Annotated in this window: 17 protein-coding genes; 5 read left to right on the forward strand and 12 right to left on the reverse strand. The window is 70.4% G+C overall.

Going from position 1 to position 18,796, the window contains the following annotated elements; genetic code table 11:
* The first annotated feature begins 135 nt into the window (after window positions 1-135).
* The gene (locus tag AB0L64_RS12790; protein ID WP_363710295.1) at window positions 136-3,372 is read left to right on the forward strand and encodes a S8 family serine peptidase; all 3,237 of its coding nucleotides are present in this window, start codon (window positions 136-138) and stop codon (window positions 3,370-3,372) included.
* A gap of 62 nt (window positions 3,373-3,434) precedes the next feature.
* On the opposite strand, the gene AB0L64_RS12795 is transcribed toward AB0L64_RS12790, so the two are convergent.
* Complete coding sequence (locus AB0L64_RS12795) at window positions 3,435-4,427, reverse strand: malate dehydrogenase (RefSeq protein ID WP_355473860.1); 993 nt, start codon at window positions 4,425-4,427, stop codon at window positions 3,435-3,437.
* Window positions 4,428-4,541: 114 nt separating this feature from the next.
* On the opposite strand from AB0L64_RS12795, the gene AB0L64_RS12800 reads away from it, so the two are divergent.
* Window positions 4,542-5,348, forward strand: a complete 807-nt coding sequence (locus tag AB0L64_RS12800) for a fused MFS/spermidine synthase (protein ID WP_363710296.1) — start codon at window positions 4,542-4,544, stop codon at window positions 5,346-5,348.
* On the opposite strand, the gene AB0L64_RS12805 is transcribed toward AB0L64_RS12800, so the two are convergent.
* Window positions 5,311-5,853 (reverse strand): helix-turn-helix transcriptional regulator, encoded by a 543-nt coding sequence (locus AB0L64_RS12805; RefSeq protein ID WP_363710297.1) that lies wholly within the window; start codon window positions 5,851-5,853, stop codon window positions 5,311-5,313. The genes AB0L64_RS12800 and AB0L64_RS12805 overlap by 38 nt on opposite strands.
* A gap of 57 nt (window positions 5,854-5,910) precedes the next feature.
* Here AB0L64_RS12805 and AB0L64_RS12810 point away from each other — a divergent pair, with 57 nt between their 5' ends.
* Complete coding sequence (locus tag AB0L64_RS12810; RefSeq protein ID WP_363710298.1) at window positions 5,911-6,771, forward strand: MOSC N-terminal beta barrel domain-containing protein; 861 nt, start codon at window positions 5,911-5,913, stop codon at window positions 6,769-6,771.
* Here AB0L64_RS12810 and AB0L64_RS12815 read toward each other — a convergent pair.
* Together AB0L64_RS12815 and AB0L64_RS12820 are read right to left on the reverse strand one after the other, a co-directional pair.
* Window positions 6,768-7,238: a lamin tail domain-containing protein gene (locus tag AB0L64_RS12815; RefSeq protein WP_363710299.1), complete on the reverse strand. Its 471-nt coding sequence runs from the start codon at window positions 7,236-7,238 to the stop codon at window positions 6,768-6,770. The two genes, AB0L64_RS12810 and AB0L64_RS12815, sit on opposite strands and share 4 nt — an antisense overlap.
* A 111-nt stretch (window positions 7,239-7,349) precedes the next feature.
* Window positions 7,350-8,111, reverse strand: coding sequence for an MBL fold metallo-hydrolase (locus AB0L64_RS12820; RefSeq protein ID WP_363710300.1), 762 nt, complete (start codon window positions 8,109-8,111; stop codon window positions 7,350-7,352).
* Window positions 8,112-8,193: 82 nt separating this feature from the next.
* On the opposite strand from AB0L64_RS12820, the gene AB0L64_RS12825 reads away from it, so the two are divergent.
* Window positions 8,194-9,147: a helix-turn-helix domain-containing protein gene (locus tag AB0L64_RS12825; RefSeq protein ID WP_363710301.1), complete on the forward strand. Its 954-nt coding sequence runs from the start codon at window positions 8,194-8,196 to the stop codon at window positions 9,145-9,147.
* On the opposite strand, the gene AB0L64_RS12830 is transcribed toward AB0L64_RS12825, so the two are convergent.
* From AB0L64_RS12830 to AB0L64_RS12855, 6 genes are all read right to left on the reverse strand, one after another.
* Window positions 9,123-9,383: a hypothetical protein gene (locus AB0L64_RS12830; protein WP_355696210.1), complete on the reverse strand. Its 261-nt coding sequence runs from the start codon at window positions 9,381-9,383 to the stop codon at window positions 9,123-9,125. The genes AB0L64_RS12825 and AB0L64_RS12830 overlap by 25 nt on opposite strands.
* 74 nt (window positions 9,384-9,457) lie before the next feature.
* Complete coding sequence (locus AB0L64_RS12835; protein WP_363710302.1) at window positions 9,458-10,225, reverse strand: hypothetical protein; 768 nt, start codon at window positions 10,223-10,225, stop codon at window positions 9,458-9,460.
* Between the two features lie 1,382 nt (window positions 10,226-11,607).
* On the reverse strand, window positions 11,608-12,591 hold the full coding sequence (locus AB0L64_RS12840; protein ID WP_363710303.1) for a CAP domain-containing protein: 984 nt from the start codon (window positions 12,589-12,591) through the stop codon (window positions 11,608-11,610).
* Window positions 12,592-12,764: 173 nt separating this feature from the next.
* Entirely contained in the window at window positions 12,765-13,466 is a 702-nt protein-coding gene (locus AB0L64_RS12845; RefSeq protein ID WP_363710304.1) for a CAP domain-containing protein, read from the reverse strand.
* A gap of 186 nt (window positions 13,467-13,652) precedes the next feature.
* A complete protein-coding gene (locus AB0L64_RS12850) occupies window positions 13,653-14,315 on the reverse strand; it encodes a GNAT family N-acetyltransferase (RefSeq protein WP_359938666.1) in 663 nt (220 codons plus the stop codon).
* 196 nt (window positions 14,316-14,511) lie between these two features.
* On the reverse strand, window positions 14,512-15,645 hold the full coding sequence (locus tag AB0L64_RS12855; RefSeq protein WP_363710305.1) for a GNAT family N-acetyltransferase: 1,134 nt from the start codon (window positions 15,643-15,645) through the stop codon (window positions 14,512-14,514).
* Between the two features lie 79 nt (window positions 15,646-15,724).
* Here AB0L64_RS12855 and AB0L64_RS12860 point away from each other — a divergent pair, with 79 nt between their 5' ends.
* Complete coding sequence (locus AB0L64_RS12860) at window positions 15,725-16,537, forward strand: DeoR/GlpR family DNA-binding transcription regulator (protein ID WP_359938672.1); 813 nt, start codon at window positions 15,725-15,727, stop codon at window positions 16,535-16,537.
* A 10-nt stretch (window positions 16,538-16,547) separates the two neighbouring features.
* On the opposite strand, the gene galK is transcribed toward AB0L64_RS12860, so the two are convergent.
* Window positions 16,548-17,675, reverse strand: a complete 1,128-nt coding sequence (galK, locus tag AB0L64_RS12865; protein ID WP_363710306.1) for a galactokinase — start codon at window positions 17,673-17,675, stop codon at window positions 16,548-16,550.
* Window positions 17,672-18,718: a galactose-1-phosphate uridylyltransferase gene (gene galT / locus AB0L64_RS12870; protein ID WP_355696225.1), complete on the reverse strand. Its 1,047-nt coding sequence runs from the start codon at window positions 18,716-18,718 to the stop codon at window positions 17,672-17,674. Before galT ends, galK begins: the two co-directional genes overlap by 4 nt.
* Between the last annotated feature and the right edge of the window lie 78 nt (window positions 18,719-18,796).

The raw sequence follows: 18,796 nt of genomic DNA on the forward strand, positions 1-18,796 counted from the left end.
AGACCTGGCACGACGCCGCGGCAACGTAACGGACGTGACCGTTATCAGTTCCTACAGATTGGGCTGATGCAACCCTGAAGGTCGGTTGCGGCGTCTAGCTGGTGCGCCGACAACCGACTTTTTTGGGGTGAGGCTGTGAGTTCGAGAAACATGCGCAGAGGAACGCCCGCGATCGCCGTCCTGGCGGTCGCGGGCTTTGCCGCCGGGGCCCTGACGCCGGCTCAGGCGGCGCCGACAGCACCCGTCGTTCCACCGGCCGGTGGCGGCAAGAACGTCAGCGTCACGCTGATCACCGGCGACCGGGTGCTGCTGCCCGGTGGCGACGTCGCCAAGCTGACCGTCGAGCCCGGCGAGGGCCGGGAGAACGTCGGCTTCGTCAAGCAACGGTTCCGGGACCACGCGTACGTGATCCCGGCCGACGTCAGCAAGGACGTCGGAAGCGGCCGGATCGACCGCCGGCTGTTCGATGTCGCCGGCTTGGTGAAGGACGGGTACGACGACGCGTCGACCAGCACGATCCCGGTGCTCACGACGTACAGCGGAAACGCGAAGCGCGCCGTACCCGCGGGTGCGAAGGTGCTTCGGCAGTTGCCGTCGATCAGCGGCGCGGCGATGAAGGTCAGCAAGAGCGGTGCGAAGAACTTCATCGGCTCCGCCGGGTTCAGCAAACTGTGGCTGGACGGGAAGCGGAAGGTGCTGCTGGACGAGTCGGTGCCGCAGATCGGCGGGCCGGACGCGTGGCAGGCCGGGTTCACCGGCAAGGGCGTGCCGGTGGCGGTCCTCGACACGGGCGTGGACGCGACACATCCCGATCTCGCGCCGCAGATCGCCGGCGCCAAGAACTTCACCACCGAGTCCGCCGACGACGTGGTCGGGCACGGAACGCATGTCGCGTCGACGATCGCCGGAACCGGCGCCGCGTCGGACGGACGGTACAAGGGCGTCGCGCCGGACGCGAAGATCTACGACGGCAAGATCTGCGAGGTCTACGGCTGCGAGGAGTCGGCGATCCTGGCCGGCATGGAGTGGGCCGCGACCGACGTCAAGGCGAAGATCGTCAACCTGAGCATCGGCGGTCCGGACACGCCCGAGCTCGACCCGGTCGAGGAGGCCGTGAACCGGCTGACCGCGCAGACCGGCGCGTTGTTTGTCGTTGCCGCTGGCAACAGTGGTCCCGGTGACGGGACGATCGAGTCGCCGGGCAGCGCGGACGCGGCGCTGACGGTCGGCAACGTCACCAAGCAGGACGAGCTGAACCTGACGTCGAGCCGCGGGCCGCGGATCGGTGACAGTGCGCTGAAGCCGGACGTGACCGCGCCGGGCACCGACATCGTTGCAGCGAAGTCGAAGGACTCGTCGATCGGCGAACCGGTCGGCGACAACTACCTGCGGCTGTCCGGTACGTCGATGGCGACGCCGCACACCGCCGGCGCGGCCGCGATCCTGCTGCAGGAACATCCGTCCTGGACGGCTGCCGAACTGAAGGCCGCGCTGATGGGATCGGCGAAGGTCGCGGCGGATCAGACCGCGTTCCAGCAGGGCGCCGGGCGGATCAACCTGACCACGGCGATCAAGCAGAACGTGGTCGCCGAGCCGGGCAGCGTGTCGTTCGGCCTCGCGGCGTACCCGCACGACGACGACCAGCCGGTCACCCGCGAGGTGACGTTCCGGAACCTCGGCGACGCCTCGGTCACGCTCGCGCTGTCCTCGGTGCTGACCGGTCCGGGCGGCGTGGCGGCCCCGGCCGGTGCGCTCAAGCTCAGTGCCGACTCGGTCACCGTCCCGGCCGGCGGTACGGCGTCCGTACAGGCGACATCCGACACCACGCTCGGCGGCGCGGATGGCCTGTACAGCGGTCGGATCACGGCCACGGGCGGCGGCCAGGCCGTCGTCGTACCGGTCGGGGTCAACAAGGAAGGTCCGTCGTACGACCTGACCGTCAAGGTGATCGCACGCAACGGAAACCCGGAGCCGAACTACCCGGTGACGTTGCTGGGCGTGGACAACGAGCAGAGCAAGCACCTGGCGCCGGACGAGACCGGTTCGGTGACCGTGCGGCTGCCGCAGGGCGAGTACCTGCTCAACACGTTCCAGGAGTTCGAGCGCGGGACCGACGACTGGATCTTCTTCACACTGGTCGCGCCAAGCGTGCAGCTGACCGCGGACCGGACCGTCGTGCTGGACGCGCGGAAGGCGGAGCCGATCACCACCTCGGTGCCGGATGCCACCGCGAAGCAGGCGAACTCGGGCATCGGGTTCGACCGGACGCTCAGAAGCGGGCAGTACAGCTACGATGCGGGCGGCTTCAGGTCCGGCGAGATGTTCACCTACAACGCCGGGCCGAAACTGCCGGCGGACCAGCTGATCGGCCATGTGACGTCGCAGTGGGGCATCCCCGGCGAGGACGGCTTCTACACGAACACGCCGTACCTGTACGGGATCGCGAACTACTTCCCCGGCGACTTCCCGACCGGTTTCGACCGGAGGGTGAAGCAGTCCGACCTGGCGACCGTCGACGCGACGGTCAACTCCGCCGACGGCAAGCGGCTGTTCAAGATGCTGTTCCCGACCGGTCCGAACGGCGACAGCGGCTGGGCCCGCGTCATCCGCCTCGATCCCGCGCGGACCATCCGGTACTACGTCGACGAGACGCCGTACGGCTTCGGCGGCGCGACCGAGGAGGACACCGACGGCTCGGACTTCCCGTTCGGCAAGTGGTCGCTGGAAGGCAAGTCGATGCCGTACAAGGCCGGGCGGTACTACCGGGAGCGGTGGAACGCGGCCGCGTTCGTGCCGTCGGTGTACGCCGCGACGCGGTCGGCGGGACAGCTCGGCATCTACTTGTACTCGCTCACCGACGCGGACGGGCACGCCGGCCAGATCGAGTTGACGGGCAGCACCAAGCTCTACCGGGACGGGGCCGAGATCGGGTCCACGAACCGGTTCGGCTACGTCAGCGTCGCGAACCAGCCGACCGGTAAGGCGTCGTACAAGCTGGTCACGACCGGCACGCAGCAGCTCTGGCCGTTCTCGACGCGGATGGACCTGGAGGCGACGTTCACCTCGTCCGCGGACCAGCAGAACCTTCCGATCCACACAGTCGGCTTCCGGCCGGACGTGGACGGGAACAACACGATGGCCCGCACCCCGGTCACGACGCTGCCGTTCGAGGTCAAGGGCGGCGCGGTCGCGAAGGTGAAGATCGAGTACTCCGGTGACGCCGGGGCCACCTGGCGGCAGGCGCCGCTCGTGGGCGGGAAGGCGGTCTTCCCGACACCGGGCGGCAAGACCGTCTCGTTGCGCGCGACGGCGACGGACGCGGCCGGGAACAGTACGACCCAGACCGTGATCGCCGCCTACAGCCTGCGGTGAGAACGGCAGCAGGCCCCCGGTTGCCTCACCGGGGGCCTGCTGTGCTGTTCCGAGGACGAGGGTCAGCCGATCAGGCCGAGCTCCTTGACCGCGTCGCGCTCCTCGCCGAGCTCGGCGACCGACGCGTCGATCTTGCCGCGGGAGAACTCGTTGATGTCCAGGCCCTGGACGATCTCCCAGTTGCCGTCCTTGGTGGTCACCGGGAACGACGAGATCAGGCCCTCCGGCACGTCGTACGAACCGTCGGAGACGACCGCCATCGACAGCCAGTCGCCGTCGGCCGAACCCTTCAGCCAGTCGCGGGTGTGGTCGATGGTGGCGGCCGCGGCGGAGGCCGCCGAGGACGCGCCGCGGGCCTCGATGATCGCGGCGCCGCGCTTCTGCACGGTCGGCAGGAAGTCGTTCTCCACCCAGGCCTGGTCGTTGACGACCTCGGCCGCGTTCTTGCCGGCCACCTCGGCGTGGAAGATGTCCGGGTACTGCGTCGCGGAGTGGTTGCCCCAGATCGTGAGCTTCTTCAGGTCGGTGACGTGCGTGCCGGTCTTCTTCGCCAGCTGCGCCAGCGCCCGGTTGTGGTCCAGCCGGGTCAGCGCGGAGAACCGCTCGGCGGGGATGTCCGGCGCGTTGCTCTTCGCGATCAGCGCGTTGGTGTTCGCCGGGTTGCCGGTGACGGTGATCCGGACGTCGTCCGCGGCGTGCTCGTTGAGCGCCTTGCCCTGGACGGTGAAGATCGCGCCGTTGGCCTCCAGCAGGTCACCGCGCTCCATGCCCTTGGTCCGCGGCCGCGCACCCACCAGCAGCGCGACGTTGACACCGTCGAAGACGACGTTCGGGTCGTCGCCGATCTCGATCCCGGCGAGCGTCGGGAAGGCCGAGTCCTCGAGCTCCATGACGACGCCCTCGAGCGCCTTCAGCGCCGGGGTGATCTCCAGCAGCCGCAGCTCCACCGGCGTGTCCGGCCCGAGCAGCGCCCCGCTCGCGATCCGGAACAGCAGGCTGTAACCGATATTCCCCGCGGCCCCGGTAACGGCCACCTTCACCGGTGTAGTGCTCACGACTCGCTCCTAGCTCATCCGATTGTGTCCTTCGGACGCTAGCAAGCCGACTGTCACAGCCCAACGCTGGGGCACCGCCTGATTGCTCACATCGCGGCCTGAAAAGATGGCCGGGTGGAGCGGCGGACCGGATCGGGCCTGGCGAGTGTCGAGGTGCAGCACGACGGGACGTTCGTGTTGCGGGTCGACGGGTCGCCGCAGTCGCAGGTGGATCTCGCGGACCCGGGCAACCTGGCGTTCGAGTACATGCGCCGGATCGGTGACGTCGTGGACGCGGTCGCGCCGCGGCGGCAGCCGGTCGCGGTGCTGCACGTCGGCGGCGCCGCGCTGAGCCTGCCGCGGTACGTCGCCGTGACCCGCCCGCGGTCCCGGCAGGTCGTGCTCGAACCCGACGAGGACCTGACCGACTTCGTCCGCGAGGCGCTGCCGCTGCCGAAGCGTTCCGGGATCAAGGTCCGCCCGGTCAGCGGCCGGGCGGGGATCTCCGAGGTGTACGACGACTCGATGGACCTGGTGATCCTGGACGCCTTCGAGCACGAGGCCGTCCCGGCGAACCTGGTGACGGCGGAGTTCTTCGCCGAGTGCACCCGGGTCCTGCGGCCGACCGGCGTCCTGGTCGCGAACCTGATCGACGGCAAGGCCGGCCTGCCCTTCGTCCGCCGGACCGCGGCGACCGTTCAGGCGGCGATCGGCGCGGGTGTGGTGCTCGCGGAGCGGAAGATCCTGCGCGGCAAGGGATTCGGGAACGTGATCATGGTCGCGTCGCGCCAACCTGTACCCGACCTGACCGACGCCGGCCGCCGGGCGCAACCGCCGTACGACGTGATGCCGCTCGGCGAGCTCGCCGGCAAGGCGGCCCCGCTCACCGACGCGGAGGGCTACCTCACGCCGCGCGCACCGGCCTCGGTGTTCCGGAGCTGACGCGGCCCCGCGCTTGCCCGGCGTCGGCGCTGAGCCGAGCCGCCGTGCGGGCGACTGCCGCACGCTCCTCGGGCGTGGCGCCGACCGAGCGGACCAGGTGGTCCAGCCGGTCCCGCCCGGCCAGCCGGGTGCCTTGAAGCCACGCCTGGATCGTCGCCCGCGGGATCCCTGACTGCTGTTCCAGAGCCCGCAGCGAGCGCGGCCGCGTGAGGGCCGCGACCGCGGCACCCAGGTCCTCGAGGGTCGCCGCGTTCTCCAGCAAGGCGACGATGTCGCGCGGGTCGCGGCTCGCCTGCTCCCAACGCCGGCGCCAGACGGGCATCAGGTCCGCCGGGACGCCGCAACCCCGCAGATAGGCCGCTGTCACGTCCCACGTCGGCAGTTGCTTGCCGCTTGTCGCGCGGATCAGTTGTGGATGTGAGTAGTGCGCGCGCTCGGCCAGCCGGCGGTAACTCAGGCCCGCGTGCCGGCGTACCTGTTGCAGGGCAGCTGCGAAGTCCTCCACGTGTTCAAACATAACTCAACATGTTTCAACAGAGCAAGGCCGGTTAGGCTTGAGCCTGTGTCTGTCGTGAAGGTTGCTGCCCTGGCCTATTACCCGGTGAAGGGGCTCGCCGGGATCTCCGTCGAGACCGCTGAGGTCGGACCGACCGGATTGCTGAACGACCGGTTGTTCATGCTCGTCCAGCCCGACGGGACGTTCCTCAGCCAGCGCAAGCTGCCGGCCATGGCGACGCTGCACGCCGAGGTGGCCGGTGACGCGCTCCGGCTGTCGGCGCCGGGCGCGCCGGATCTCGAGATCGGGATCCGGTACGACGGGAAGCGGCGCGACGTCAGCCTGTTCGAGAAGTGGTTCGGGCTCGGCGTGGTCCAGGATCCGGCCGCGGACGAGTGGTTCACCGAGCGGCTCGGCACCCCGGCGGCGCTGGTCCGGGTGACACCCGAGCACGAGCGGCCGGGGTGGGGTGCGCATCGCGGGCTGACCGGCTTCGGTGACGCGCACGCGCTGATGATCACGTCGCAGTCGTCACTCGACGGGCTGAACGCCCGCATTCTCGAGCGCGGCGGCGACGCGATCCCGATGAACCGTTTCCGGCCGAACCTGGTGATCTCCGGCTGGGACGAGCCGCACACCGAGGACCGGGTGCTCCGGATGACCGCCGGAGAGGTCGGGATCGGGTACTCCGCGCGCGGCATCCGCTGCGCGGTACCGACCGTGGACCAGGCGACCGGCGCCAAGTCCGGGCCGGAACCGACCCGGACGCTGGCGACGTACCGCCGCGAGCCCGCCTACGGCGGCGGGGTGAGCTTCGGCGTCAAGGCCGCAGTGCTTGCCCCGGGCAACATCCGGGTCGGCGACGAGATCGTCGTCCAACAGTGGATCCCGGAGGGCGCCGACCCCGCGCCCGCGACGCGCGGCTAGCAGGCGACCCGGTAGCGGCCGGTGACGGCCTTGTAGGTGCAGGTGTCGAAGGTCTTGCCGGCCGGCGTCTGGAACCGGGCGGTGTCGCCGGTGTTGTTCCAGATGTACCAGCTCTGGTTCCAGTACAGCGTGAGCGCGCGGTTGCGGTTCTTGCCGGTGCGGACGATCACCGTCGACTGCCCCGGCAGGACGTAGCCGCGCGGGAACACGAACAGGTGATTGGCGGCGTCCAGCACGCGGAAGCCGGACAGGTTGATCGGCCGCGAGCTGATGTTGCGCACGGTGAAGAACTCGTTGTTCAGCTGGGCGTTCGTCCGGACGTCGGCGCCCGGCGGGTCGTACTGGATGCCGCTCAGGACCACGGTGATCGCCGCGTCGGCCTGCAGTGGTGCCAGCGCCGCCGAACCGGCCAGCACCAGGGCGGCCGTGGCGGCGGAAAAGAGCGTGCGGAAGCGTCGTACGAACAAGGAATTCCCCCTTGGCAGTGGGCCGATGTCCCCCCGGCCCGATGAACACGAACTGCCGGTCCCCCCGGCGGTCGCACACGCTATCCGTCACGCTCCGTGCTCGTCAAGTGCTCAATCAAGGTCGGTCGCGACACCGTGGTCGAGGAGCTTCACGCGGTCGGACAGACCGGCCTCGGCGAAGGCGGCCGCGAACTGGTCGGGGCCTTCGGTGAAGTGCGCCCAGCCCTCGGTGTGCACCGGTACGACGACGGCCGCGTCGAGCAGGCGCGCGGCCTCGACCGCGTCGGCGGACGTCAAGGTCAGGTTGGCTCCGTCGAGCAGCGTGGTGCGTGCGGCGCCGGCGAACAGGACCGCCACGTCGATCGGCGCGAACCGGTCGGCGATCTCCTTCACCAGGCCGAGCGACGCGTTGTCGCCGGAGACGTACACGGTCGGCAGTCCGTCTCCCCGCAGCACGAACCCGGTGACCACTCCGAGGACCTCCTCCGCACCCTCCGGCCCGTGCAGCGCGGGTACGCCGGTCACCGTGATCACGCCGCCGTCCGGACGCGGCAGGTCGACCGACTCCCAGTTCGCCAGGCCGCGGACGCCGGAGATGCGGGTGGCCGCGTCCGGCGTCGACAGCACCGTCGGGATACCGGCCAGCAGTGCGCGCCCGGCGTCGTCGAGGTTGTCCTTGTGCTGGTCGTGCGACACCAGGACGACGTCGACCGGGCCGAGCTCCGCGGCCTGGATCGCCGGGCCGGTCAGCTTCTTCATCACCCGGCCCGGGAGCTGGTACTCCCGGGGCTCGTCGAACGCGGGGTCGATCAGGAACGTGAGGCCGCCGAGGTTCAGGACGGCGGTCGGGCCGCCGATGTGCGTGATCTTCATGACCACGATCCTCCGTCCTGGCGGCCCGTCTCACCATTGGCCCGGGAGCCATAGTTTCCGAAGATCGGGCCATACTGTTCTCATGCGTACTGTCGCGGTTCTCGCGTATCCCGGGATGAGCCCGTTCCACCTGTCCGTGCCGTGCCTGGTCCTCGGCGAGCGCCGCGGCCTGCCCGACCGGTACGACGTGCAGGTGTGTGCCGAGCAGCCCGGGTCGTTTCCCACCAGCGCCGGGTTCGGGATCACGGTGGACCACGGGCTCGAGGTGATGGAGCGCGCCGATGTCGTGGTGCTGCCGAGCTGGGAGCCCGGGCTGGTCGCGTCCGACGTACTGCTCGACGCGATCCGGCAGGCGCACGCGCGAGGTGCGACCGTGGTCGGGCTGTGCCTCGGGGCATTCCTGGTCGCGGAGAGTGGAATCGCCGCGGGACGTGAAGTGGTGACGCACTGGCGGTTCGCGGACGAGTTGCGGTCTCGCTACCCGTCGCTGAACGTACGGGCGGACGTGCTGTGGTCGGATCAGGGGGATCTGGTGACATCCGCCGGTACGGCGGCCTCGCTGGACTGCTGCCTGCATCTGGTGCGGACGCATCTCGGGGTCGAGATGGCCGAGAAGGTCGCCCGCGACATCGTGGTCGCGCCGCACCGGAGCGGCTCGCAGGCGCAGTACATCCCGGTGCCGGTGCCGCCGGACCCGGCCGACGACGTGATCGAGAAGGCGATGGTGTGGGCGCGGGCGCGGCTCGACCAGCCGGTCTCGCTGGACGAGTGGGCGGGGGCGGTGGCGATGTCCCGGCGTACCTTCACCCGGCAGTTCCGGGCGCGGACCGGGAGCTCGGGGCAGGCCTGGTTGCTGCGGCAGCGGCTGGACCGGGCGCGGTTGTTGCTGGAGACAACGGATCTGCCGGTCGAGCGGGTGGCCGCGGAGAGCGGGTTCGGGAGCAGCGACGCGTTACGGCATCACTTCCACGGCGTGCTGGGGACGACGCCGCAGCGGCATCGGCAGGAGTTCTACAGCAGCACGAGCAGGATGTAGATCACCGGCGCCGCGAACGTGACGAGCAGGATCCAGGCCATCATCCGGTGCGCCGGCTTGCCGCGGTCGAGCGACGACGCGAACGACAGCACCGCGCCCTCCTCGGTGTGCCGGCTCAGCCCCATCCGCCTGGCCTCCTCGGGCCGCGGATCCGGCCGCTCCGCCGCCAGCGCGTCCGGATGAATCCCGAAATGCGCCGGCTCCACCCGATCCACGTCATCACGCTCGGAAAACATCCAGCCTCCCCCGGGTTGGTGGACCAGGTCGCCCAACCATGGTCGCACCAACCGGGAGGAATCGTGCGGGCGTCCTACGAGAAGTTCGCCACCCAGACGTTGCGGTCGGTGCAGAAGAGCAAGAGCGTGCACCGCTCGGCCGTACCGAACCCGACGCCGAGCGTGTCGAGGCTGCAGTTCAGAACAGTGCCCTTGCTGTCCGCCATCAGGTCGTCGTAGGCCTGCTGGGCGCTCATCTTGTCCCCGCCTGCGCCGACCTGCGATCCGGACGAGTCGTTCATCCCGCTGCCCGTCTTGGCGCGGCTGCCGGCTGTCCCCTCGGCACTGTTGGTCAGGCTCGGGTCCTGCTTCAGGCGTGCGCACCCGTTGTCCACCCGGGCGTTGTCGATCATGTCGAAGAGTTGCTTCTCGTTGGCGTCCATGCCGCCGTCCACCGGAGGCGGTGGGGGCGTGGTGGTGGTCTGGGTCGGGGTGGGTGGGGTGACGGTCCGGCCCGGAGACGTCGGTGCGGTGGTGGGCCGTGTCGTGCTCGGGGCGGACGTCGGTGCGACCGTCGGCGTGCGCGTCGACGACTTGGTGGTCGGGGTATCGGTCGGTGTGTCCGTCGGGCTGTTCGTCGGGGTCGACGAGGGAGTGGCCGACGGGGTGCTGGTCGGGGTGGCCGACGGGGTCGCCGTTGGTGGGACGGTGACCTTGGCCGACGGGGTGACCTTGGCCGCCTTCGTGGTCGGGGTGATGTAGGTGTCGTCGGTGCGCGTGACGATGGGCACCGACGCGTCGGCCTCGTCGTTCTGCGGCTGGTGCAGCAGGATCCACGAGATCGGCGTGATCACCAGCACCACGGAAGCGATAGCAATAATTGCCCGCCTTCCCTTCGAGGCCCGCTCCGCAGCCGCCGACCGAGCCGCAGCCCGCCGACCCGGCCCACCAACGCCAGGCCCCGAACTCCCGCGCGTACCCCCAGAAGCTCCCCGCCCACCACCAGCAACATGCGCCGCCGCATCGTCCCCACCAGCCGCCGACCGTTCCCCAGCGAACCCGGTTGCGCCGAGGCCGGCTTCCGCCACCCTCGCGCGTGCCGCGGCACGCTCGTCCGCGCGGTCGTCGCCGAAGGCGGTTCCACCGACGTCGGTTCCGCCGAGGTCAGTTCTGCCGAGGCCGGCTTCCGCCGCCCGTGTGCGTGCTGCCGTGCGGTCGTCTGTGCCGTAGGCAGAGCCTGAGCTGCTTGTGCTGAAGTCGTCCGTGCCGGAGGTGTTGGTGCTTGCGGCTGCCTGGCCTGTTGCGCCGAGGCCTGCTGCCGCGAGGGCGGCTGCGCCGGCTCCTGCTGCGTCGGTTCGGCCGGCTGACCGGCGTCCGGCGTTGGCCAGGTCGTCAGCAGCCGTGTTGGCGGTACCACGTGCGCCGCTTACGGCGTCTGTGCCTGCAAGGCCGGAATGGCCGGTGCTGGCCGACCGGCCTGCGTCTTCGGCGCGGGGGGTGGCCAGGGAGGCCCAGTCGTCGGCGGCTCGGCGGGAGGACCAGGTGCCGGCGGGTTCGCCCAGGGGTGCTGGGGGCTCGGAGCGGGCTGCTCGGCGGGCGCGGCTCGGTGGCTCGGTGTCGGCCGTGAGGGACTGCTCGACCCACGACGGCGTACCACCGGCAGGTCGCCGGTTCGCCGTACCGGAGGTGGACTCCTCGGCCGGTCGCGTGGGCAGGCCGGAGGTCGTGTCGGGGGCGGTGTAGCTGGGGAGGGCACCGCGAGGGGCGTACTGGGGTGTGGCGGGGCGCGACTGGTTGCCGTTGGCCCAGAACGGGGACTCGCTGGACGAGCCGCCCTTCGGCGCACTCGCCCAGAACGGCGACTCGTCGCTCGTCCGCGGCGCGTAGCGCGGCGGCTCGGGCGGAGCGGCCGGGGTGGATTCCGCGGGCGGAGTGGACCGGTTGCCGGACCGCGTCGAGCGGGACGCCGCTCGGGTCGCCTTCCGGCGCGGTTTGTACCGGCCGTTGCCGGACTCGGACATTATTTCGTTGTTCCCTTCAAAGTCGCGCCCCCAAGACGTTCCTCGCCAGATCGAGACGCCTCACCAGCCGTCTCACCGGAGCCCCCCAGGAACGTCCGGCAACATGACAAGGACGGATCTACCCGCCGCGACCGACCGCGAACCGGCCGGACATTGTGACCGTGGGACAACGTTCCGGCCACACTCGGTGTTCTAGGCACAATGACAACCATGTCGGCCCGGCCTCAGCTTCGGCCGAAGTCCTGGACCCAACTGCCGGGTCCCCAGTCCGACCGCACCCGGCCGGGGTCGTACCCGATGCCGATCGAGGTGAATCGGCAGTTCAAGATGTTCTTGCGGTGCCCGTCGCTCTGCATCCAGGCGGCGACCACCTTCTGCGCGCTGTCGTAGCCGGCCGCGATGTTCTCGCCCCAGCTCGACCCGCGGTACCCGGCGGCCGCCATCCGGTCGCCCGGGTCCTGTCCGTCGGGGTTCGTGTGGTCCAGGTAGTGCCGCCGGACCATGTCCGACGCGTGCTTCCCAGCCGCCTCCACGAGCGCGCTGTCCAGCCGGAGCGGGCCGCAGCCCTGCTGCTCCCGGATCTGGTTCGTGTACTCGAGGACCTGCCGCTCCTGCGTGTTCGTCCCGCCGCCGCTCGTCGGCGGCTTCGGGGTGTCACTCGGGGTCGGGCTGGTGCTCCGGGTCTTGGTCGGCGTACCGGTCGTGGTCGTGGACGCGGTCTTCGTCGGCTGCGGCCGGCCGGTCTTCGTCTCCGTACTGCGCGGCGTGGTCGGCCGCACGGTCACGGTGGTCACGCCGACGGTGGGTGCCGTCGGCGTGCTGAGCGCGTTGCCGGGCGTGTCACTCGGCGTACCCGAGATGGTCGGTGTGCCGGTCGTCGTGGAGTTCGCGGCACCGCCGAGGGCCGGCGTCCCGAGCACGGCAGTGGTCGTGCGGCCGTTCGGCAAGGTCTTGGTGATGGTGATCAGCGGGGTGCCGGCCGTCGTACCCTCGACCGCCGAGCCACCGTCGACGCGGCTCTCCTCGGAGACGTTCAGGACCTTCGCGGCGTCGTCGACCCGGGACGTGTCGCGTGACATCAGCCAGACCACTGGGCCGATCGCGACCAGGACCGAGAGCGCGCTGACGATCGGGCCGACCAGGCCACGGCTCCTGCGGGGAGCTCGTCTACTGCCGCGGTGCCGCCGGGGGGTAGGCGAATCCGTCATGGGATGGGCGAATCCTCTTCGTTTTCGTACCGAGTTGCGCGTCGTTCCCCGTACTACAGCCAGGTCCCCCCTGGTCACCGAACAGCGACCTTAACCGACGCGCGAGGTCATCGTTACAGAGCCGATGACCCTCTTAACGAATCCTGAAGAAAACGATTGACTGAACTGGCGGGTCACCCGCCGAAATCTTGCACCCAGCTGCCGTTGCCCCACTCCGGCTTCACCTGGCCGCTGTCGTAGCCGATGCCGATCATCGTGTACGAGCAGTTCAGGATGTTCGCGCGGTGGCCCGGGCTGTTCATCCAGCCCTGCACGACCGCGGCCGCAGTCGAGTAGCCGACGGCGATGTTCTCGGCCATCGCGCCGCCGCGGAATCCGGCCGCCTTCATCCGGTCGAACGGGCTGCGGCCGTCGAGGCTGTCGTGCGCGAAGTAGTGCTGGTCGACCATGTCGGCCGCGTGCGCCTCGGCGGCCTGCGTGAGGGCCTTGTTGGTCCGCAGCGGCCCACAGCCGGCCTTCGCCCGCTCCTGGTTGGTCAGGTCCAGGACCTGCGACTCGGCCGGGCCCGATCCGCCGACGGGCTTGGAGGTCTTGGTCGTCCTCGTCGGCGTGGGGGTCGCGGAGCGCGTGGGCGTCGGTGACGACGTGCTGGGCCTGGGCGTCCGCGTGCCGCCCCGGCTCGGCGCCGTCGTCGAGCGCGTCGGCCGCGGCGTCACGCTCCTGGTGGTGGTCGGGGTTTGGGACGGGGTACGGCGAGGTGTGTACGACGGACTCGTCGGACGCACCGGGGTCGTCGACGGGGCGTCGTCGGCAGCGGTCGTCATCGTCGTGACGGGCGTCTCCTGGCTCGTCACCTTGCTGTCCGTAGTACGCATGACGAACCACCCGACCCCGGCCATCAGGGCAAGAGCCGACAAGGAGGCGAGGAGCGGACCCAACACGCCGTTGCGCGTGGGACGTCTGTGGTTCGTCATGCTGTGCAGCCTTGCCCAGGCAAGAGCTTGCCAACTCCTGCGCAGACCGCGCTTTACAACGGTTTGACTATGGCAATCGTTTGAATGTCAGCGGGAGCGCGCGATGACGATGTCGGAGATGACCTTCCAGCCGAGGCTGCGGTACAGCCGCAGGCCGTCGATGGACGCGATCAGGATGCCGCGTTTGGCGCCCTTCGCCGCGGCCGCCTCGACCAGCGACGCCATCACCGCACTGCCGAGTCCGCGCCGGCGGTGCGCCGGGTCGGTCTCGATCCGGTCCGCGACCGCGTCCTCGCCGACGACCGCCATCCGGCCGCTCGACACCACCCCGCCGTGCATCGTGGCGCGGGTGATGATCAGGTCGTCCTCGAGTTCGGTGTGCAGCGCGTAGCGGTCCTGCAGCTTCAGGGCCGGCTGTTCCGAGAGCTGGATCGTCATCAGCCAGTCCTGGTCCTGCTGGACCTCGAGGCCGAGATTCTCCAGTTGCTCGATCCGGGCCTCCTTGTCGTCGGTGGCCAGCGTGATCCACCCCGAGCCGCGCCCGCCGCCGTCGGCGAGGGCCAGCTGGGCGGCTCGTTCCACCCGCTCCGGTTTGTTGTCGGCATCCAGTACGACGTACTCCGTCGGCCGGCTCTCCTCACCTGCCCGGACGATCAGGATGCCGTCGTTGTCGTCCTCAACCGTGGTCCAGCCCCGCGAGACGGACCACCCGGCCTGCCAACGGCGGACGAGTTCCTCACGATCTCTCACCCGTCGATTCAAGCAGCCCGATCGCGCCACGGCGAGGGGAACCGGTGTCGTTTGTCACCAACTCGCCGTAAACCTCTGCCTCCAGCCGGTCACCACTACCGCCTGGACGTCTGAGGGGTCAACCCTTTGGGTGGTCGGTTGCGGACCCGGATCCTCGGGTGCCAACCGGCCATGTCAGGGGTTGACCCCTGAGATGTCAGGGGCGGGCGGCGTACTCGCCGGCGAGCAGGTCGTAGGTGAGCAGGTTGTCGTAGCTGCCGTCGCGGCGCCGGTCGGCGCTGCGCTCGTTGCCGACCCGGGTGAAGCCGTTGGCCTCGGCAACGTGCGCGGACGCGGTGTTCCCGGCGGCGCATTTCACCACCAGCCGGCGGCGGCCGAGGCCGCCGTCCTCGATCGGCCGGAACGCGTGCGCGATCACCAGCTCGACGGCGCTCGACATCACCTTGCGGCCGCGGGCGTCCGGGTGCATCCAGTACCCGAGCTCGCCGACCGTCTTGTCCATCCGGTGGTTCATCCCGAAGACGCTGACGTTACCGAGCAGCTCGTCGGTGACCGCGTCCGCGATCGCCCACGCCACGGCCTCGCCCTCCGCCGCGGCAACGGGCCGGTTGTTGATGAAGCCCTTGGCGTCGTCCAGCCCGTACGGCGAGGGCATGCCGGTCAGCCATTGCTGCGTCCGCTCGTCGCCGCACGCCTCCATCACCCGTTGCGCGTCCGATTCGCGCAGCGGCCGCAACCGGATCGCACCGCCGTCGAGCACCGGCACCGTCCACCAGTGGCCGTGCGGTTCGAGCTCGTCGTCGCGACCGATCGACGCGACCCACTCGTCCTTGCGGACGCCGCGCGACAACCCGCCGCCCGGAATCGTCACCAGGCCGTGGAATCCGGTCTTCCAGGCGACCCGCCGGCTCGCGAAGTTCCCGACGTACGCGCGCCAGATCACCCGGTCCCAGCCGAGCCCGTCGAACGCGTGCCGCACCACGAGCCGGAGCGCGCGCGTCATCACCCCGTGGCCGCGGACGTCCGGCGACACCGCGAAGCCGACCTCGCCGACCCCGCCCTCGCCGTCGCGCAGGTCGACGGTGCCGACGTACGTCCCGTCGTACTCGATCGCCCACGCCCACGAGGTGTTCTCGCGCCAGCCGGCCGGGATGATCTCGGTGAGATAGCCGACCGCGTGCTCGTGCAGGTACGGGACCGGGATGGTGGTCCACTGCTGCATCACCGGGTCCTGGCACATCCGGTACGCCGGCTCGACGTCGTCCGCCGTGTGCGCACGCAGGGTCACCACGCCGTCGGTCAACTCGGGGACATCCTCGGGAAATCGCATGCTCCAGCGTGACGCGCTGCCACCGGCCGGGCAACACATTTCCCTGACAGGGGGGCGATCCGCGATTAGGCTGTGAGGCGTGAACGCAGCCGGAGCAGAACCGCCACGCGGCCGCGGCGGCCAGTTGGCCGCCCAGCGGCAGGCCACGATCGTTGCCGAGGTCAACAGCCGGGGCGCGATCACGGTGGCCGAACTGGTCGACCGGTTCGGCGTCTCGGACATGACGATCCGGCGCGACCTGGACGCCCTGGACTCCAGCGGCCTGCTGCACAAGGTGCACGGCGGCGCCACCTCGGTGGGGCTGCGCAGCGCGCACGAGCCGGGGTTCGACGCCAAGCTCACCCAGGAGTCCGCGGCCAAGCAGGCGATCGCGGCCGAGGCCGCCACCCGGGTCCAGCCGGACAGCGCGATCGGGATCGGCGCCGGTACGACGACGTACGCGCTGGCCCGTCAGCTGCTGCGGGTGGAGAACCTGACAGTTGTCACGAACTCGGCGCGGATCGCCGACGTGTTCCACGGCAACGGGCGCTCGGACCGCACCGTCGTGCTGATCGGCGGCATCCGGACGCCGTCGGACGCGCTGGTCGGGCCGATCGCCACCGCGGCCCTGGCCTCGCTGCACCTGGACCTGCTGTTCCTCGGCGCACACGGCGTCGACGCCGAGCACGGGCTCAGCACGCCGAACCTGATGGAGGCCGAGACCAACCGGTCGTTCATCGCGGCGAGCCGTGAGGTCGTCGTGGTCGCGGACCACACCAAGTGGGGGACCGTCGGCCTCAGCACCTTCGCGACCTGGTCCGACCTGGACGTGATCGTCACCGACGACGGCCTGTCGACCGCCGCCCGCAAGGCGATGCGGGACACCGGCTGCGACCTGGTGATCGCTTCTTAGCTGTCCTGACCTAGCTGATCCGGGAGGCCCCGGCCGACGGGGTCGCGGCGAGCGAGGTCGGTGCCGTGAATCCCTGCTCCGCGAAGGCCTTCTCGATCGCCGCCAGCACGGAGTCGGCCGTCGCGGCCTCGACCAGCGCGATGATGCAGCCGCCGAAACCGCCGCCGGTCATCCGCGCACCGAGTGCGCCGGCCTCGAGCGCCGCGTCGACCGCGACGTCCAGCTCGGGCACGGTGACCTCGAAGTCGTCGCGCAACGAGACGTGCGACGCGGTGAACAGCGGCCCGACGTCGCACAGCCGGCCGGCGCGCATCAGCGCGATCGCGTCCTCGGTGCGCTTGATCTCGGTCACCACGTGCCGGACGCGGCGCCGGTCGACGTCGTCGTCGAGGCGCGCGAGCGCGGCGTCGAGCCCGTCGTACTCCACCGAACGCAGGGCCGGTACGCCGAGCGCGGCCGCGGCGTGCTCACAGCTCTTCCGGCGCGCGGCGTACTCGCCGTCGGCGTGCCGGTGCGGCGCCTTCACGTCCACGACGAGCAACCGCAGGCCGTCGGCCTCGGGGTCGAACGGGATCTGGTCCAGCGCGCCGGAGCGGATGTCGAAGGCGAGCGCGTGACCGGCCGTGCAGCACATCGACGCGGTCTGGTCCATCAGGCCGACGGGAGCGCCGACGTACTGGTTCTCGGCGCGCTGGGCGAGCCGGGCCACCTCGGCCGGGTCGATCTCCACGTCGACGAGGCCGAGCAGCGCGACGGCGGTCGCGCAGAGCAGCGCCGCGGACGACGACAGACCCGCACCCGAGGGCAGGTCGGACTCGAAGTGCAGGTTCGCGCCGCCGATCGGGTACCCGGACTCGCGCAGGACCCAGGCGGCGCCCGCCGGGTACGCCGCCCAGTCGCCGACCGAGTGCGGTGCGAGGTCGTCGAGCGCGAACTCGACCACACCGGTGTGCCCGCCGGACGTGACGGCGACCCGGCCGTCGGTGCGCCGGGCAGCGGTCACCACGATCTGGTTCGGCAGGGCGATCGGCAGCACGACGCCGTCGTTGTAGTCGGTGTGCTCGCCGATCAGGTTGACCCGGCCCGGCGCGCGCCAGCTGCCGTCCGGCGCGGTACCGAAAACGTCCTGAAAGCTCACGAGCCAACCTTCCGCAGGGTCTCGGCCACGTCCTCGGGCCGGGTGTCGCTGATGAACGCGCCCATGCCGGACTCGGAGCCGGCCAGGTACTTGATCTTGTCCTTGGCCCGCCGGATCGACAACAGCTCCAGGTGCAGGTAGCCGAGCTCGCGATCGATCCGGACCGGCGCCTGGTGCCAGGCCGCGATGTAGGGCAGCGGCTCGCCGTACAGGCCGTCGAAGCGGCTCAGGACGTCGAGGTACAGCTCGGCGAAGTCGTCGCGCTCGCCGACCGACAGTTCGTCGATGCCGCCGACCTGACGGTGCGGGTACAGGTGCACCTCGACCGGCCAGCGCGCGGCCTCCGGGACGAACGCGGTCCAGTTGCCGTTCTCCGCGACGACCCGGGTGCCCTCCTTGCGCTCGGCGGCCAGCACGTCGGCGAACAGGTTGCTGCCGGCAACTTCCTGGTGCTTGCGTGCCTGCGCCATCAGGGTGCGCATCCGCGGCGGCAGGAACGGGTAGGCGTAGATCTGACCGTGCGGGTGGCTGAGCGTGACGCCGATCTCACGGCCGCGGTTCTCGAACGGGAAGACCAGTTCGACGTCGTCGCGGGCGCCGAGCTCGGCGGTCCGGTCGGCCCAGGTGTCGACGACCAGCCGGGCCTGGCCCTGGGAGAGGTCGGTGAACGACTGGTTGTGGTCGCTGGTGAAGCACATCACCTCGGTCCGGCCCGGGCCGGCGAAGGACGGGAACCGGTTCTCGAAGACCGCGACGTTGTAGTCGTGGTCCGGGATCTCGGTCGGGTTGCCCGGCTTGCTCGCGCACAGCGGGCACTGGTCGGCCGGCGGCAGGTAGGTGCGGGTGTTGCGGTGGGTCGCGTAGGAGATGACGTCACCGGTGAGCGGGTCGGTGCGCAGCTCGATCTGCGGTTGCGGGGCCGGCAGCCCGCGGGTGTCCTCGAGCGGCACCCGGGCCGGCGCGTCGGCCGGGTCGTAGTAGATCAGCTCGCGGCCGTCCGACAGTTTGGTGTCGGTACGGCGGACGCCGCGGGGTGTGTTCATCGTGTGACCCTCCCGGCCGTACGACGCGTCCGGCCAGGAATCATCGTAAACCAACAAACTCGAACATGCACGGTGGGA

The organism is Kribbella sp. NPDC051936 (assembly GCF_040680955.1).
Taxonomy (GTDB): domain Bacteria; phylum Actinomycetota; class Actinomycetes; order Propionibacteriales; family Kribbellaceae; genus Kribbella.